The 15,106-nt window shown below is 68.4% G+C and carries 17 protein-coding genes; 11 read left to right on the plus strand and 6 right to left on the minus strand.

Features of this window, described 5'->3' with window-relative positions; translation table 11 throughout:
* The first annotated feature begins 97 nt into the window (after positions 1-97).
* The 5 genes from CSW63_RS02690 to CSW63_RS02710 all read left to right on the plus strand — a co-directional run bounded on the left by CSW63_RS02690 (position 98) and on the right by CSW63_RS02710 (position 4,114).
* Positions 98-283, plus strand: coding sequence for a NepR family anti-sigma factor (locus tag CSW63_RS02690; protein ID WP_082749470.1), 186 nt, complete (start codon positions 98-100; stop codon positions 281-283).
* Positions 280-891: a sigma-70 family RNA polymerase sigma factor gene (locus CSW63_RS02695; RefSeq protein WP_062096101.1), complete on the plus strand. Its 612-nt coding sequence runs from the start codon at positions 280-282 to the stop codon at positions 889-891. Before CSW63_RS02690 ends, CSW63_RS02695 begins: the two co-directional genes overlap by 4 nt.
* Positions 888-2,594 (plus strand): sensor histidine kinase, encoded by a 1,707-nt coding sequence (locus CSW63_RS02700; protein WP_062096099.1) that lies wholly within the window; start codon positions 888-890, stop codon positions 2,592-2,594. Before CSW63_RS02695 ends, CSW63_RS02700 begins: the two co-directional genes overlap by 4 nt.
* Before the next feature lie 90 nt (positions 2,595-2,684).
* Complete coding sequence (locus CSW63_RS02705; protein ID WP_062096098.1) at positions 2,685-2,825, plus strand: entericidin A/B family lipoprotein; 141 nt, start codon at positions 2,685-2,687, stop codon at positions 2,823-2,825.
* 164 nt (positions 2,826-2,989) lie between these two features.
* Complete coding sequence (locus tag CSW63_RS02710) at positions 2,990-4,114, plus strand: hypothetical protein (protein ID WP_062096096.1); 1,125 nt, start codon at positions 2,990-2,992, stop codon at positions 4,112-4,114.
* Here the strand turns inward: CSW63_RS02710 and CSW63_RS02715 are convergent.
* The 3 genes from CSW63_RS02715 to chpT all read right to left on the minus strand — a co-directional run bounded on the left by CSW63_RS02715 (position 4,072) and on the right by chpT (position 6,034).
* The gene (locus CSW63_RS02715; protein WP_062096093.1) at positions 4,072-4,905 is read right to left on the minus strand and encodes a protein-glutamate O-methyltransferase CheR; all 834 of its coding nucleotides are present in this window, start codon (positions 4,903-4,905) and stop codon (positions 4,072-4,074) included. The genes CSW63_RS02710 and CSW63_RS02715 overlap by 43 nt on opposite strands.
* Positions 4,902-5,279, minus strand: coding sequence for a response regulator (locus CSW63_RS02720; protein ID WP_168193586.1), 378 nt, complete (start codon positions 5,277-5,279; stop codon positions 4,902-4,904). The genes CSW63_RS02715 and CSW63_RS02720 overlap by 4 nt, the downstream gene beginning before the upstream one ends.
* A gap of 77 nt (positions 5,280-5,356) precedes the next feature.
* Positions 5,357-6,034: a histidine phosphotransferase ChpT gene (gene chpT, locus CSW63_RS02725; protein ID WP_062096088.1), complete on the minus strand. Its 678-nt coding sequence runs from the start codon at positions 6,032-6,034 to the stop codon at positions 5,357-5,359.
* Positions 6,035-6,175: 141 nt separating this feature from the next.
* On the opposite strand from chpT, the gene CSW63_RS02730 reads away from it, so the two are divergent.
* The gene (locus tag CSW63_RS02730) at positions 6,176-6,367 is read left to right on the plus strand and encodes a DUF3553 domain-containing protein (protein ID WP_024265963.1); all 192 of its coding nucleotides are present in this window, start codon (positions 6,176-6,178) and stop codon (positions 6,365-6,367) included.
* Entirely contained in the window at positions 6,364-7,161 is a 798-nt protein-coding gene (gene cysQ / locus CSW63_RS02735) for a 3'(2'),5'-bisphosphate nucleotidase CysQ (protein ID WP_099502886.1), read from the plus strand. Before CSW63_RS02730 ends, cysQ begins: the two co-directional genes overlap by 4 nt.
* 3 nt (positions 7,162-7,164) lie before the next feature.
* On the opposite strand, the gene CSW63_RS02740 is transcribed toward cysQ, so the two are convergent.
* Positions 7,165-8,037, minus strand: a complete 873-nt coding sequence (locus CSW63_RS02740; RefSeq protein ID WP_062096084.1) for a DMT family transporter — start codon at positions 8,035-8,037, stop codon at positions 7,165-7,167.
* A 111-nt stretch (positions 8,038-8,148) separates the two neighbouring features.
* Here CSW63_RS02740 and mmcB point away from each other — a divergent pair, with 111 nt between their 5' ends.
* Positions 8,149-8,607 (plus strand): DNA repair putative endonuclease MmcB, encoded by a 459-nt coding sequence (gene mmcB / locus CSW63_RS02745; protein ID WP_062096082.1) that lies wholly within the window; start codon positions 8,149-8,151, stop codon positions 8,605-8,607.
* Between the two features lie 33 nt (positions 8,608-8,640).
* Here the strand turns inward: mmcB and CSW63_RS02750 are convergent, their stop codons facing one another.
* Both CSW63_RS02750 and recQ read right to left on the minus strand, forming a co-directional pair.
* On the minus strand, positions 8,641-8,958 hold the full coding sequence (locus CSW63_RS02750) for a hypothetical protein (protein ID WP_062096080.1): 318 nt from the start codon (positions 8,956-8,958) through the stop codon (positions 8,641-8,643).
* 46 nt (positions 8,959-9,004) lie between these two features.
* Complete coding sequence (gene recQ / locus CSW63_RS02755) at positions 9,005-10,852, minus strand: DNA helicase RecQ (RefSeq protein WP_062096078.1); 1,848 nt, start codon at positions 10,850-10,852, stop codon at positions 9,005-9,007.
* Between the two features lie 101 nt (positions 10,853-10,953).
* Between recQ and CSW63_RS02760 the strand changes: the two genes are divergently transcribed.
* The 3 genes from CSW63_RS02760 (at position 10,954) to polA (ending at position 14,963) form a co-directional block, all read left to right on the plus strand.
* Positions 10,954-11,253 carry a metalloregulator ArsR/SmtB family transcription factor gene (locus CSW63_RS02760; RefSeq protein ID WP_062096076.1) on the plus strand — a complete coding sequence of 100 codons (300 nt, stop codon included), beginning with the start codon at positions 10,954-10,956 and terminating at the stop codon, positions 11,251-11,253.
* The gene (locus CSW63_RS02765; RefSeq protein WP_062096074.1) at positions 11,250-11,960 is read left to right on the plus strand and encodes an SdpI family protein; all 711 of its coding nucleotides are present in this window, start codon (positions 11,250-11,252) and stop codon (positions 11,958-11,960) included. Before CSW63_RS02760 ends, CSW63_RS02765 begins: the two co-directional genes overlap by 4 nt.
* A 111-nt stretch (positions 11,961-12,071) precedes the next feature.
* Positions 12,072-14,963, plus strand: a complete 2,892-nt coding sequence (gene polA, locus CSW63_RS02770) for a DNA polymerase I (RefSeq protein WP_168193587.1) — start codon at positions 12,072-12,074, stop codon at positions 14,961-14,963.
* Positions 14,964-15,106: the final 143 nt, after the last annotated feature.

Below are 15,106 nucleotides of genomic sequence, written 5' to 3' on the forward strand. Positions count from 1 at the left end.
AAGCTTATGGAACCGGGTACGGAAAACCACGTTGTCGTCTGGCGGAAAGACATTCGGCCAAAGGGGGCGGGCGCCGATAAGCTTCGGCGTCGAGGACATGATCGAACACGTACCCATGGAAGACAAACGCAAGAGCGCTGCGGCGCTTGACGAAGCGCGACTTCGCCAGCAGGCGATCGGAGTTCGCCTGCGCCAGATGTTCGACGAAGTCGTCAACGAGCCGGTGCCCGACGAGTTTCTCGACATCCTGCGCAAGGCCGAGCCGCCGGCGGGCGAAAAATGAGCGCCGACCAACCGTATGTTGGGCGTTCGGCGCCCGACCCGGTGCGGGACAATGCGTTCAAGCGCGAGCTCGTCACCCTGATCCCGCATCTCCGGGCCTTCGCGCGCACCTTGACCGGCGACCCCACCGCCGCCGACGATCTGGCGCAGGACGCCATGATGAAGGCGTGGGACGCCCGCGGCAGTTTCCAGATGGGCACGAACATGAAGGCCTGGACCTTCATGATCCTTCGCAACCAATTCTACTCGGAAAAGCGCCGCAGCTGGCGCCAGAGCCAGCTCGACCAGGAGGCGGCCGAACGCACCTTGGTGGCGGTGGACGACCCCGAGGCGCCGGTGGCGCTGGATGAGCTGCGTCAAGGCCTGACCATGCTGCCGCCCGAGCAGCGCGAAGCGCTGATTCTGGTGGGCGCGGGCGGGTTTGCCTACGAGGAAGCCGCCGAGATCTGTAACTGCGCGGTCGGCACGGTGAAGAGCCGGGTCAGCCGGGCGCGCCGGGCGTTGCAGGCGATCCTCGAGACGGGAGCCTATGACCGCGACGGGGCGGCGGCGGGGGATGCGATGCGAGCGATCCTGGCCGACGCGGAGCGATTGAGCTCGCCGCGGTGAACGCCCTTTCCGGCCGCGCCGCGCGCGCCGCCAATTCCATCCGTGTGCGTCTGGCCCTCGCGCTTTGCGTGGCGCTGTTGCCTGTCCTCATCCTGGGCGGGCTGCAGTCGATCTTCGCCTTCCGCGCCGAGGCCGACGCGCGTCGTCAGAGCCTGGAGCTGGCGGCGGGTCACAGCGCCACGATCGCCCGCGCCCGCATAGAGGCGGCCGGGGTGCTCCTGCAGACCTTGGGTCCGGGCTCGGTGGGTCTGGAGTGCGCCCAGCGGCTGGCCGATGTTCGCGCCCGCCTGCCCGGCTACGCCAACCTGATCCGCTTCGACGCGCGCGGACGGGTGGCCTGCGCGGCCGCGACCACGCCCTACGACACCCAGCGCGGCGCACGACCCTGGTTCCAGGCGCTGCGCAGCGGGGAGGACATGATCGTCGCCGCTGCGCCGGGCGCCGTCTACGCCGACGAGCCGTCGGTCCTCGCAGCGGTTCGGGCGGGAGGTCCCGACCGGTTCGACGGCGCGATGGCCGCCGTGCTGACCTTGCGCGAGCTCAAGCTGCAGACCACGAGCCGGTTCATGCCCAACGGCGCGGAGGTGGCCCTGGCCGATTCCAACGGCCGCGTCTTCGCAACCACCAACCCCCGGGCGTTCGGCGAGCCGGACCGTGGCTGGAGGGACATCGCCGCGCGTGACAAGTCGGTGCTGTGGAGCGGCGAGGATCTGGCGGGGCGTCACCGCAACTATTCGGCCGCGCCGCTCGTCGACGACAAGGTGTTCGTGATCCTGTCGGCGCCGTCGCCCGGCTTGCTGTCATGGGCTTCGATTAATCCGATCTCCCGCCTGCTGCTGCCGCTGCTGGCCTTCGCCCTGGCGCTGGGGGCGGTGCTTTACGCCGCCGAGCGGGGCGTGATCCGCTGGATCGTCTACCTGCAACGCGTGGCGGCGATCTACGCGCGGGGGCGCTTTACGGTGCGACCGCTACAGGCCGAGCGCGCGCCGCCGGAGATCCGCGAGCTGGCCAACACGCTGGACGCCATGGCCGGCGCCATCGTCACCCGCGACGCCTCGTTGATGGACAGCCTGGCCGAGAAGGACGCGCTGATGCGCGAGATCCATCACCGGGTGAAGAACAATCTCCAGATCATCACCTCGCTGCTGAACATGCAGCAGCGGGCGCTGGCCGATCCTGCGGCCAAGGCGGCGATGAACGACACGCGCCAGCGGATCACCGCGCTCGCGCAGATCTACCGCGCGCTCTACCAGGGGCCGGACCTCAAGCGGGTGGACCTGCGGCCGTTCCTCGAGGAACTCACCGCCCAACTTCTCGCCAACGACATGGGCGGGTTCGGCGGCGCGGGCGCACTGGTGCGGACCGAGGTTCACGCCGATCCGCTGGTCATCGATCCCGACCGTCTGGCGCCGATCGCGCTGTTCGCCGTCGAGGCCATCACCAACGCCCAGAAGCACGCCTTCGGGCCTGGGGGCGGGACGCTGGTCGTGGGCTTCCACGTTCGCGGCGACGAGGCCGAGCTGTCGATCAGCGACGACGGCCCGGGCGCGGCCGACAGCCTCGGCGGCGGGGTGGGACGCACGCTCATGACCGCCTTCGCCCGCCAGCTGCGCGGCGCGGTGGCGTTCGAAACCCGTGAGCCGCGCGGCCTCACCGTCCGCCTGACCTTTCCGACCCCACAGGCGGTGAACGCGGTGGTCTGAGGCGGAACCGAGCTTCGCCGCTGGCGTTCTACATGGGCAACGGTTCATACGTCCCGCGGCCTGCGGCCCGGACGAACAGCGGAGAATAGCATGCGTAAACTGGTGATCCTCGCCGCCCTGGCCGCTTCGCTTTCGGTGGCGGCCTGCAACACCGTCGAAGGCGCCGGAAAGGACGTCTCGTCGGCCGGCAAGGCCGTGACGGACACGGCGCGCGACGTGAAGAGCAACTAGGCTTAGCGCTGCGCCTTCCAAGAAGGGCTCGCCGGACATCGGCGAGCCCTTTTTTGTGTCCAGATGTGACCTTACGTGTCGTCGATGCAATCTTGGGTGGCGATCACGATATAGGGTTGAAAAGATGTAAGGCGAAGCTTCCCCATTCTGGGGATTTCAACGGCTTGCCCACGTCCGACGACATTACCGTCTTCATCCACAGCGGCTGGCGCTGCTCCAGCACTTATGTCTGGCATCGCTTCCGCGCGCTGGCCGGGGTGCGGGCGTATTACGAGCCCTGGCACGAGCAGTTGGCGCGCGTCACCGCCGCCACGATCCGCGCGGAAACCCCAAGCAATAGCGGCCTGCGCCATCCGGGCGGGGACACGCCCTACTTGCGAGAGTTCGAGGTTGTTCTTGATCCCTCCGGCGGCGTGCGAGGCTTCGATCCGGGTTTCGCCCTGGACCGCTTCTGGATCGAGCCCGGCGCCAGCGATCTTGAACAGCAGGTCTATGTCGCGGGCCTGGTGGCCGCCGCGCGGGAACGGAACGAGATTCCGGTGCTGGCCTGCTGTCGAACCCTGGGCCGTGCAGGGTGGCTGAAGCGGCGCTTTGGCGGGTTCCACATCGTGCTGATCCGCGACCCGGTTCAGCAGTGGCTGTCGTTCTATTCGTTGCGTCGCCGCCCGCGCCCGACCTATTTCGAGCTCTGTCACTATGTCCTGCTGTCGGAAATGTCCGGCTGCGCGGACGTCTCCCGCGTGCTTCTGGGCGCCGGGTTTGAAGGCGGCGCGCCCTTGGCCGATCGGATCGCGACAGTCCGCGCCCGGCTCAAACGCGCGCCCGCCAGCATTTCCTTTCAGGCGTTCCTGGCGGTGTGGCTGCGGTCCTACCTGAAGGCGCTGCCGCACGCCGATCTGGTCGTCGATGTCGACCGCCTGGCCCGCGACCAGACCTACGCCCGCGAGGTCGAGGCGACGATCGAGGCGGGCTGCGGATTGCGCCCGGACTTCTCCGACTGCCGCGCCCCGCCGCCCCACGGCAGCCATCCGCCGGTGGCGTGGCGCAAGGCTGTGCGGACCGTGGTCGATCTGATGGACCTGCGGCAGGCGATCATCGGCCCGGAGGCCCCGCCCATCCTGTTTCGCAAACTGGCGCCGGCGCTCGCGGCGCTGACGCCCGGGGCCGCTGGCCGACCGGCGAAACTGCGTGAAGCCTTGGGCGGCCTCGTGGGCGGCGCCTGGCTGGCGCGCGCCCCGGGAAGAGCCTATGCGGCGGCCGCCGCCCGAATGGACGGGTCACGCAGATAGATGCCGCGACCGCCAGGCGCCGGGGTCAGCAGTTCGTCGATCTCCGAGGCGTCGTCCTCGGGGTCCAGCACCAGGACGCCGTCCTCGGGCAGCAGCGCCGCCAACGCACGGGCCACCTTGCCGCGCAGCGAGGCCTCCATGCCGCCCAGAACGTTGCGCAGCAGGATCACATCGAACCGCCCCATGGCTGACAGATCAGCCAGCAGGTTGATCCGCTTCCAGCGCACCATCTGGCGGATCCGGGGTGAGATCACCCAGGTGTCGTCCTGGTTCTCGAAATACTTGAGCAGCAGTCGGATCGGCAGGCCGCGCTGGACCTCGAACTGGGTGTAGATGCCGGCCTGCGCCTTCTCGAGGCTGCGTTCGGAGAGGTCCGAGCCGAAGAATTCGAAGCGCGCGCCCGGAACCAGGCCTTGGGCCTCGGCGGCGGCGATGGCCATCGAATAGACTTCCTGCCCGGTCGCGCAGGCCGCGCTCCAGATCCTGATCGGCGTCTCGCGACGGCGTTGCGATAGCGCGGGCAGGACCTGGTCGCGAAGCTGGGCGAAGGTCTCGCGCCCGCGGAAGAACCGGGTTTCGCTGCGGCAAAGCGCTTCGACGACCGCCCAGATCAAGCGCTCCTCACGCTTGCTCCGCAACGCCGCGATCAGCGCGTCGATCGAGTCATAGCTCTCCCGTCGCGCCAGGGGCGCCAGGCGGCTCTCGATCAGATAGGGCTTCTCGGTCTCGATGCGCGCGCCGGCGCGGGCGCGGCCGAGGGCCGCCAGCAGGTCCATGTCCTCGGGCGTCACAGCAGGCCCGCCTCGGCGAACTTCGCCTCGATGATGTCGCCGTCGAAAGGCTTCATGATGTACTCGTCCGCGCCCGCCTCCAGGGCCGCGCGGATGTGGTCGGGGCTGTTCTCGACCGTGCAGAATATGACCTTGGGCGCCGCGCCGCCCGGCTCGGCTCGCAGCTGGCGCAGAAAGTCGATGCCGTTCATGACCGGCATGTTCCAGTCGAGCAGCACCGCGTCGGGCATGGCCGCGCGGCACCACGCCAGGGCCTCCATGCCATCGGCGGCCTCGGCGATCTCGAAGCCGATGTCCTCAAGGACTCGGCGGGCGACCTTACGGATCACCCGGCTGTCGTCGACCACCAGACAGGTCTTCACGGCGCGCTCCAATCCAGGCGGGCACCATGCGCAGCCGCTGGTTAAGGAGCGGTTTGCTAAAACCCGGATCGGGCGCGCGATCTTGTGAGCTAGGCGGGAACCCAGGCGGCGATCGAGGCGCGCTCCTCGGCGATCTCGACGGCGATCTGACCGCCGGCCGCCCGCACCAGCGCGTTCAGATAGGCGGCCTGCACCCACGGACCGCCCAGACCCTCGGCCAGGGGCTCGCCCTTGAGACCGGCCAGAACTTCGGGGCGCAGCCGCGCGCGCGGCCCCTTGGCGTCGGCGATGATCGAGAAGCGACCGTCGGCGGCCACGCCCTTGACGGTGGCGACGCCGCCGGCCGGCAGGGCGCTGGCGGCGATCTGGGCGATGTTCAGCACTGCGCGCGACGAGGGCTTGTTCATCGCCTGCGGCTCGATCTGCCACTCCAGGGTGGGGCGGACATGGGCGAAGACGCCTTGCGCCAGCTTCTCGAGCTCGCGTGAGTCGAAGTTTTCCGCCGAAGCCGAGGCGCCGAACGCCACCCGCGTGAACTGCAGCAGGTCCGCCAGCTTGCGGGCCGACGAGGCGATCAGGTTCATGGCGTCGTCGCGCATGTCCTGGGCTGAAGGGTCGTCCAGCAGGTCGAGGCCCGAGACGATGGCGCTGGCCGGACTGATGAAGTCGTGACACAGGCGCGCGGCCAGCATGGCGGCGAAGTCGGGGCCCTGGACATCCAGTTCGGGCGACGCGGGGGCGGTGGTCTCGGTGACAGTCTCGGTCATAGCGGCGGACTTTGCCGTGATTTGAGCCTTTCGCAAACCACGCGCCGGCGCCGCGCGACTATCACCGTTTCGAGAAAATAACGCGCCCGTTTGGCCGGTCGCGCATTTCATCGCGCGCGGACAGGCCCTATGGAAGCGGCCGTGATCGATCCGTTCCTAGAGCCCGGCGTGCTCGTGCGCCATCCTGGCCAGCCCGACTGGGGCCTAGGGCAGGTGCAGTCCGTGATCGGACATCGCGTCACGGTGAATTTCGAAGAGGCCGGCAAGCAGACCATCGACGCCACGCGGGTGCGTCTGGTCTTTGTCGGCGACGACCCTCGGGGGCAGGCATGAGCGACGACAAGCCGACGGTTCAGGATCTGGCGGACTGGGGCCGCGTGCTGGCCAAGATCACCGAGGAGGCGGCGGTGGTGATCCTGCCGTTCTGGCGGACGGAGCTGGCCGTCGCCCAGAAAGCCGACGAGAGCCCGGTGACCGAGGCCGACCGCGCCGGTGAGCGCCTGATTCTGGAACGCCTAGCGACGCTCTATCCCGATATCCCGGTGATCTCGGAGGAAGACGCCAGCGAGTTCGGCACGCCCGAGGCGATCGGTCCGCGCTTCTTTCTGGTCGACCCCGTGGACGGCACCAAGGCCTTCGTCCGCGGCGATCCGAACTTCACGGTCAATATCGGCCTGATCGAGCATGGCGTTCCGGTCGCGGGCGCGGTCTGTGCGCCGGCCACCGGAGAAGTGTGGTTCACCACGGCCGAAGGCGCGGCCAAGCGCGCCGGTCCGGACGCGGCCGTGACGCCGATCCATGTCAGGCCCTGGCCGACCGGCCAGGCGCTCGGCCTGATCAGCCACACGATGCGTGAGGAGAAGGCGACGGAGCTGGCGGCCGAGTACGGCTTTGACCTGCGCACGCCGATGGACAGCTCGATCAAGATGTGCCGGATCGCCGAGGGCTCGGCCGACATCTATCCGCGTCACGGCCCGACCTCGGAGTGGGATACGGCCGCCGGCCATGCGGTGCTGGTCGCTGCGGGCGGCGCGTTCACCCAGCCCGACGGTTCTCCCTTCCTCTATGGCAAGGCGGACCAGAGCTTCCGCAATGGCTGGTTCGTCGCGCGCGGCGGACAGCGCTGAGCTTTAGGGAACGTCTTCGCTGACCGCCTCGGCGGGCGTGGTGAGGATCGTTCCGGCCGAGGCTGCGACGATGGCGGCGATCGCCAGCCACTGGGTCAGGACCAGCCGCTCGTGCAGGATCGCCAGACCCGCCAGGGCCCCGGCCGCGGGCTCCAGGCTGAGCAGGACGCCGAAACTGCGCTTGGGGATGCCGCGCAGGGCGATCATCTCCAGTGAATAGGGGATGGCGCTCGACAGCACCGCCACCACGAGCCCAAGGGCGGCGATCTTCGGGTCAAACAGCGTCGCCCCGGCTGAGGCCAGGCCAACGGGCGCAACGATCAGGGCGGCGGTGGTCATGCCGAGCGCCACCGAGCGTCCGGCGTGCAGATGTCCCGTCCGCTTGCCGAGGATGATGTAAAGCGCCCACATCACCGCTGCGGCGCAGGCATAAGCGACGCCCACGGGATCGAGCGGCTTGGCGCCGGGATTGATCGGCAGCAGCAGGCCGAGCCCCAGGATCGCGAGGGCGATCCAGACAAGGTGAATCAGGCGACGCGAATACGCGATCGCCAGGACCAGAGGTCCGATGAACTCGATGGCGATGGCCAAGCCCAGCGGAATGGTGCGAATGGCCATGTAGAAGCACAGGTTCATCGCGCCCATCACCGCGCCGTACATCGCCACCTTGCCCAGATCGGCGCCGGAAATCGGGTGGCGCCAGGGCCGCCAGACGACCAGCAGGATCAGGGCCGAAAAGCCGACGCGATAGGCGGTGACGCCCTGGGCGCCGACCAGCGGGAACAGGGTCTTGGCGAACGAGGTCCCCACACAAAGCGTGATGATGGCGGCCAGGAGCGCCGCATAGGGCAGGATGGGAGCGCGGGGGCCGGACATAGCCCGTCTTTAGGGGGAGGGCGCTTGAAACGCCAGATGGCGGACGCTTAGGCGCCGCTTGGCCGAGCGGCGACTTGATCCGCGAACAAAGCTGGAACATGATCGCGCGCGATGGACGTGATCATCGAACTGGCGACTTCCCGCCCCGAAACCACGCTGGCCGTGACGCGCGGCGCGGCGCGGCTGCTTGTCGACCTGGGCTATGCGCCCCTCGCCGAGGTGACCTTGCCCAACGGGCGACGCGCTGACCTCATGGCTCTTGGACCCAAGGGCGACGTGTTGATCGTCGAGGTGAAGTCGGGGCTGGATGACTTCCGTGTCGATCGGAAGTGGGGCGAGTACGCACCTTTCTGCGACGCGTTCTATTTCGCGGTCGCGCCCAGCTTCCCGGAAGGAATCCTGCCCGAAGAGCCCGGCCTCGTGGTGGCCGACGGCTTTGGCGGGGCGGTGGTGCGCGAGGCGCCCTTGGCCCCGCTGGCGCCCGCGCGGCGCAAGGCCTTGACGCTGGCGTTCGGGCGCTTGGCCGCCTGGCGGGCGGCCGGCGTGAACGCCGAGCGTCTCAGTCTTTAAGCCCGGGCGAAGACCGCCGCCACGCGCTGGCTCTTAGTGTCGGTTGCGCGAGATCAGGAAGCCCAGGCCCAGGCCGATCGCGAAGGCGCCCAGCGCCACGCCCATCGGATGGTCTTCGGCGACATGGTGGGCGACCTTGGCCTTCTCGCTCGTCCAGGCCGCGCCGGCGCGGGCCTTTTCGGTGGCGAAGGTGCGGGTCTGCTGGGCGACTTCGGTCGCGGTTTCGCGAGCGGCCTTCACGGCGTCCAGCGCGGCCTCCTTGGCCCGCTTGGTCTTTTCGGCGGCGGTCTTGGCGGCGCCGTCGGCGACGTTGCTGAGGTCGGACGGGGTGAAGCTGCTGATGTCGGTCATGGGGGAGGTTCCTCGGCTAGAGCCATGGAAACTCGCCGCGCGCCGATTAGTTCTCTCGAACCACCTTCAAAACCGCCTCGCCATAGCGATCGAGCTTGCCCTGGCCCACGCCGCCCGCTTTTCCCAGCGTCGCCAGGGTGGTCGGGCGCGCCGCCGCAATCTCGGCCAGCGTGGCGTCATGGAAGATCACATAGGGGGGCACGTGCTGCAGTTGGGCCTGCTCCTTGCGCCAGGACCGCAGGGCCTCGAACAGCAATTGGTTCTCGGGCGGAATGGTCAGGGCGCGACCCTCGCGACGCTTGCGCACGCCCCCGCCCGCGCGACCGCCGCTGTCGGGCGCGTCGGTCATCTGGCGCAGCGCGACCTTGCGCTCGTTGCGATAGACCTGCCGCACGCCCTCAACATCGCCCAGGCCCACCAGCGGCCGACCGTCATTGGGATCCTCGCGGAGCAGCCCCTCGAAGATCAGGGTGTCGAAGAGATCGCGCCAGGTCGGCTGGCTAAACTCGCGCCCGATGCCGAAGGTCGGCAACTGCGCTTCCTGAGGGGTGACGTCCTTGGTCTTGCCCATCAGGTGCTCGATCACCCGGCCACGTCCCAGCCGCCCGCCCAGGCGATGCACGGCCGACAGCGCCTTCTGGGCGGCCTGCGTGGCGTCGATCCCGGTCGGCGGCGAGACGCAGATGTCGCAGACCCCGCAGCGACCCACGCCCTCTTCGCCGAAATAGCGACGCACGGCGGCGGCGCGGCAGGTGACGCCCTCCAGCATGGCGTAGAACTGGCGCAGCTTGCGCGACTGCACCTGCTTGACCTCGTCGGGCGCCTCGCGGGTCTCGATCCGGCGACCGGCCCAGGCCATGTCGGCCGAGCCGTAGAGGGTGATGCCCTCGGCGGGCTGACCGTCGCGTCCGGCGCGGCCGACCTCCTGCCAGTAGGCCTCGATGGCGGCCGGCGGATCGGCGTGGATCACATAGCGCACGTCGGGCTTGTCGACGCCCATGCCGAACGCGATCGTGGCGACCATCACTGCGGCGTCGGCCTCAAGGAAGTCCTCCAGTCGGCGGGCGCGGACGGCCTTGTCGAGACCCGCGTGATAGGCGAGAGCCGGGACGCCTTCCGCATTGAGCCGCTCGGCCAGCTTTTCCGTCCCGTCGCGCGAGCCGGCGTAGATGACGCCCGATCGGCCGGGGCGCTCCAGGACGAGTTCGACGACCCGATCGTGGCCCTTGCCGCGCTTCCGCTCGGCGCTGAGCGCCAGTTCCGGACGGGCGAAGCTGTCGACGAACTCGGCCGCGCCCTGAAGGCGTAGCTCCGCGCGGATGTCGTCACGGGTGCGGGCGTCGGCGGTGGCGGTGACAGCCAGACGCGGCACGTCGGGAAACAGCTCCGCCAGCCGGCCAAGCATCCGGTATTCGGGCCGGAAATCGTGACCCCACTGGCTAACGCAGTGGGCTTCGTCGACGGCGATCAGGGCCAGCGGCGTGCGCGCCAGGCGATCCAGCATCCAGGGCTGCATCAGGCCTTCGGGCGACAGATAGAGCAGGTCAACCTCGCCGGCGTCGATGCGCCGCCAGATGTCGGACCGCTCGTCCAGCGAGATGTTGCTGTCCAACCGCTCGGCCGCCACGCCCGCCTGGCGCAGACCTTGGACCTGGTCGGCCATCAGAGCGATCAACGGCGAGATGACCAGACCCAGGCCCGGCCGGATCAGCGACGGAATCTGGTAGCACAGGCTCTTGCCGCCGCCTGTCGGCAGCACCGCCATGGCGCTGTGGCCGGTCAGCAGCTCGTGGATGACCCCGGCCTGCAAGCCCCGGAAGTCGGCGTGACCAAACGTACGGCGCAGGACGTCGCGCGCGCGCTCGAGCTCGGGGGATTCGGGAGGGACGTACACGGGCGCTCTTATGGCGCTCGCCCGGCGCCCCGCCAAGTCGGCATCTGAGGAACCTCGATTTCGATTGACTTAGTCAATTAGCTAATTCACTAACTCCTGCTATGAACGAGGTCTTCAAGGCGCTGTCACACCCTGCCCGCCGCCGAATGGTCGCCATGTTGCGTGACGGTCCGTTGGCGTCCGGCGACATCGCGTCACGCTTCGACATGGCTTGGCCCACCGTCACCGCGCATCTTGCTGCGCTGAAGGCGGCGGGCTTGGTCGAGACCGAGAAGGAGGGGGCCTCCGTTCGCTATCGCCTGGTGATCTCGGCGGTGGAGGAGGCCCTGGCCTTCATGATGGACCTGATGGGAACCGGCGAAGGTTCGACCGCGCCGGAGACTGAGGAGAACAAGGCATGACGAGCAACAGCGACAGGCGCGAAACCGGGACAGGCTTTGGTCTGATGGACCTGGCCACGATTGTCACCGTGGCGGGAATCCTTGCTGCGGCCGCCATGGTCTGGCGCGCTGGGCCAGAGGGGCCTTTGCCAATGCACTTCAATGCTGCAGGCCAAGTCGACCGATGGGGCGACCGCTTGGACATGGCTATCGTTATCGCGACCATGGGCGTCGTGGCGAGCGCCATCTCCATCTTCTGTGCGGTGATGGAGCGGCAAGTCCGCGATCCGGCCGCAGAGCGGTTCACCTACCGGCTCGGCCGCATTGTCGGCCTGGCGGCGCCGGCGCTTGTCGCCCTGCTGATGACGGCGATGACGTTCGGCAAACTCGGCGGGGGCAGCGCGGGTGATGGCCCGTTCCTGCGCATGATGATGGGCGGCATAGCCCTGCTGCTGCTGGGCATGGGCGCGTTTCTGGGTCGGGCCAAGCCTAATCCGGTCGTGGGCGTGCGCACCTATTGGTCGCTTCGCAGCCGCCTGGCCTGGGACAAGTCCAACCGTCTGGCTGGGCGCTTGTTTTCCCTGATCGGCGTTGTCGGCCTACTTGCCACGCCGTTCGCGCCGCTGCCTTGGGGCTTCCACAGCATGATGATCGCCGTGATCGTCGCGGGCTTGGCCTCGGCCGTCGAAAGCTGGCGCGTCTGGCGCACCGATCCCGAGCGCGCCTGACCCTGGGGACGAGCGTTCACCGCGATCAAATCGTCCGATCTCCCCAGGCGTTACGGGCGCGGGCTCGCCGGAGGGTTCCCGACGCACGCCGCGCCCCCTATGTTGCCGGCCATGACCGACGCCGCCGCGCCCCCGCTTCCGAACGCTTCCGAACTGACCCAGGACGGCCCGGCCGTCCGGCTCTTCCTGGTCGACGGCTCGGCCTATCTGTTCCGCGCCTATCACGCCCTGCCGCCCCTGACGCGCAAGAGCGACGGCCTGCCGGTGGGCGCGGTGCAGGGCTTCTGCAACATGCTGTGGAAGTTGCTACGCGACATGCAGGGTGACACGCCCACCCACTTGGCGGTGATCTGGGACCATTCGGAAAAGACGTTCCGCAACACCCTCTACGACCAGTACAAGGCTCACCGTCCGCCCCCGCCTGAGGACCTGATCCCGCAGTTTCCGCTGGTGCGCGAAGCGACGCTGGCCTTCGGCGTCCCGGCCATCGAGCTGCCGGGCTACGAGGCCGACGACCTGATCGCCGCCTACGCCTGCAAGGCCCGCGAGGTCGGGGGCGAGGCGATCATCGTCTCGTCCGACAAGGACCTGATGCAGCTCGTCGGCGATGGGGTGTCGATGTACGACCCGATGAAGGGCGTGCGCATCGAGCGCGAGCAGGTGTTCGAGAAATTCGGCGTCTATCCTGAGAAGGTCGTCGACGTTCAGGCTCTGTGCGGCGACAGCGTCGACAACGTGCCGGGCGCGCCGGGCATCGGGATCAAGACCGCCGCCCAGCTGATCACCGAATATGGCGACCTCGACACGCTCTTGGCCCGCGCGGGCGAGATCAAGCAGCCCAAGCGCCGCGAGACCCTGATCAACTTCGCCGACCAGATCCGCCTGTCACGGGCCCTGGTCAAGCTGGACTGCGACACGCCGCTGCCCCAGCCCCTCGATGAGCTGAAAGTGCGCGAGCCCGACAAGGAGGCCCTGGCGGCTTTCCTCGAGCAGATGGAGTTCCGCTCTCTGGCCCGCCGGGTCGGCGACGGCTCGGCCGCCGCGACGCCCGGCACGCTCGATCGCCCCGCAGCGCCGCCCAAGGCCCCGGTGGTCAGCGTCTCTTACATGGGCGCGGCCGCCCGCGCGGCGGCGCACCCGGTCGAGCCGGTCAAGATCGACCACGCCGCTTACGCCTGTGTTCGCGACCTTGAGACCCTCAAGGCCTGGGTCGACAAGGCCACGGCCAAGGGTATCGTCGCCTTCGACACCGAGACCGACGCGCTGTCGTCGGCGACGGCGGGGCTCTGCGGCGTGTCGCTGGCGATTGCGCCGGGCGAGGCCTGTTACATCCCGATCAGCCACTGCGAAAAGGCCGACGGCCTGGCCTTCGAGGCCCCTGCCGACATTGAGCAGATCCCGCTGGCCGACGTCATCGCCACCCTTAAGCCGCTGCTGGAGGACCCGGCGGTGCTGAAGGTGGCGCAGAACGCCAAGTACGACATCGCGGTGTTGGCGCGACACGGGATCCAGGTCGCGCCGATCGAGGACACCATGCTGATCAGCTATGTGCTGGAGGCGGGTCTGCACGGTCACGGCATGGACGAGCTGTCCGAGCTGCATCTCGGGCACAAGCCGATCCCGTTCAAGCAGGTGGCCGGCAGCGGCAAGGGCCAGATCAGCTTCAAGCACGTGGCCCTGCCCGAGGCGACCGCCTATGCGGCCGAGGACGCCGACGTCACCCTGCGGCTCTACAACCATCTGAAACCGCAGCTGGCGCGGGCGAGCCTGTCGACCGTCTACGAGACGCTGGAGCGTCCGATGCCGGCGGTGTTGGCGATGATGGAGAACAACGGCGTCCGCGTGGACCCCGAAGCGCTGCGCCTTCTATCCAACGAGTTTTCGCTGCGGATGGCGCAGTTCGAGGCGCGCGCCCAGGAGCTGGTCGGTCGCCCCTTTAACCTCGGTAGCCCCAAGCAGATCGGCGACGTGCTGTTCGGCGAGATGCAGATGAAGGGCGGCAAGAAGACCGCCACCGGCCAGTGGTCGACCGACAGCGACGTGCTCGAAAGCCTGGCCCTGGAACATGAACTGCCCCGCGTCCTGCTGGACTGGCGGCAGCTCTCCAAGCTCAAGGGCACCTATACCGAGAACCTGATCGCGGCGATCGCGCCGTCGACGGGCCGGGTCCACACCTCCTACGCCCTGGCCGCGACGACGACGGGGCGTCTGTCCTCGTCCGACCCCAACCTGCAGAACATCCCGGTCCGCACCGAGGAGGGCCGCAAGATCCGCAAGGCGTTCGTGGCGTCACCGGGCAACGTGCTGATCAGCGCCGACTACAGCCAGATCGAACTGCGCCTTCTGGCCCACATCGGCGACATCCCGCAGCTGAAGAAGGCTTTCCAGGAAGGCCTCGACATCCACGCCATGACGGCCTCGGAGATGTTCGATACGCCGATCGAGGGCATGGATCCGATGATCCGTCGCCGGGCCAAGGCGATTAATTTCGGCATCGTCTACGGCATCAGCGCGTTCGGCCTGGCCAACCAGCTCGGCATCGGCCAGAGCGAGGCCGGGGCCTATATCAAGACCTATTTCGAACGCTTCCCGGGCATCCAGGCCTATATGGACGCCACCAAGGCGTTCGTGCGCGAACACGGCTATGTCACAACGATCTTCGGCCGGAAGATCAACATTCCCGACATCGAGGCCAAGTCGGCCGCGCACCGCCAGTTCGCCGAGCGCGCGGCGATCAACGCGCCGATCCAGGGCGCGGCCGCCGACGTGATGCGCCGGGCGATGATCCGCATGCCCGCCGCTTTGGAACGCGAAGGCCTGGCGACGCGGATGCTGCTGCAGGTGCACGACGAACTGGTGTTCGAAGCGCCCGAGGCCGAGGCCGAGCGCGCCTGCGCCGTCATCCGGGCCGTCATGGAGAGGGCCGCCGAGCCGGCCGTGGCCCTGTCGGTCCCCCTTACGGTTGAGGCGCGGGCCGCTGGCAACTGGGAGGAGGCGCACTGACCAAAAAAGTGGCGAAAACGTCGGATATGCGACATCTCGCCACGCCACGGTTAAGGGGTCGGAAACAGGTTCGGGCGGACTCGTCTGGGTGAGGTTCGCCGATCCGGCCATGCTGAAAATATCAGCGATATCCGAGATTTGGC

The sequence above is a fragment of the Caulobacter sp. FWC26 genome (genome assembly GCF_002742645.2).
Lineage (GTDB): Bacteria > Pseudomonadota > Alphaproteobacteria > Caulobacterales > Caulobacteraceae > Caulobacter.

Excerpts from the sequence above, each read along its gene's own strand:
- CSW63_RS02740 (WP_062096084.1), bottom strand. The coding sequence starts at position 8,037 with ATGTCCGGCCCCCGCGCTCCCATCCTGCCCTATGCGGCGCTCCTGGCC.
- CSW63_RS02695 (WP_062096101.1), top strand. The coding sequence starts at position 280 with ATGAGCGCCGACCAACCGTATGTTGGGCGTTCGGCGCCCGACCCGGTG.
- mmcB (WP_062096082.1), top strand. The coding sequence starts at position 8,149 with ATGGACGTGATCATCGAACTGGCGACTTCCCGCCCCGAAACCACGCTG.
- CSW63_RS02705 (WP_062096098.1), top strand. The coding sequence starts at position 2,685 with ATGCGTAAACTGGTGATCCTCGCCGCCCTGGCCGCTTCGCTTTCGGTG.
- polA (WP_168193587.1), top strand. The coding sequence starts at position 12,072 with ATGACCGACGCCGCCGCGCCCCCGCTTCCGAACGCTTCCGAACTGACC.
- chpT (WP_062096088.1), bottom strand. The coding sequence starts at position 6,034 with ATGACCGAGACTGTCACCGAGACCACCGCCCCCGCGTCGCCCGAACTG.
- CSW63_RS02760 (WP_062096076.1), top strand. The coding sequence starts at position 10,954 with ATGAACGAGGTCTTCAAGGCGCTGTCACACCCTGCCCGCCGCCGAATG.
- CSW63_RS02750 (WP_062096080.1), bottom strand. The coding sequence starts at position 8,958 with ATGACCGACATCAGCAGCTTCACCCCGTCCGACCTCAGCAACGTCGCC.
- CSW63_RS02765 (WP_062096074.1), top strand. The coding sequence starts at position 11,250 with ATGACGAGCAACAGCGACAGGCGCGAAACCGGGACAGGCTTTGGTCTG.
- cysQ (WP_099502886.1), top strand. The coding sequence starts at position 6,364 with ATGAGCGACGACAAGCCGACGGTTCAGGATCTGGCGGACTGGGGCCGC.
- CSW63_RS02690 (WP_082749470.1), top strand. The coding sequence starts at position 98 with ATGATCGAACACGTACCCATGGAAGACAAACGCAAGAGCGCTGCGGCG.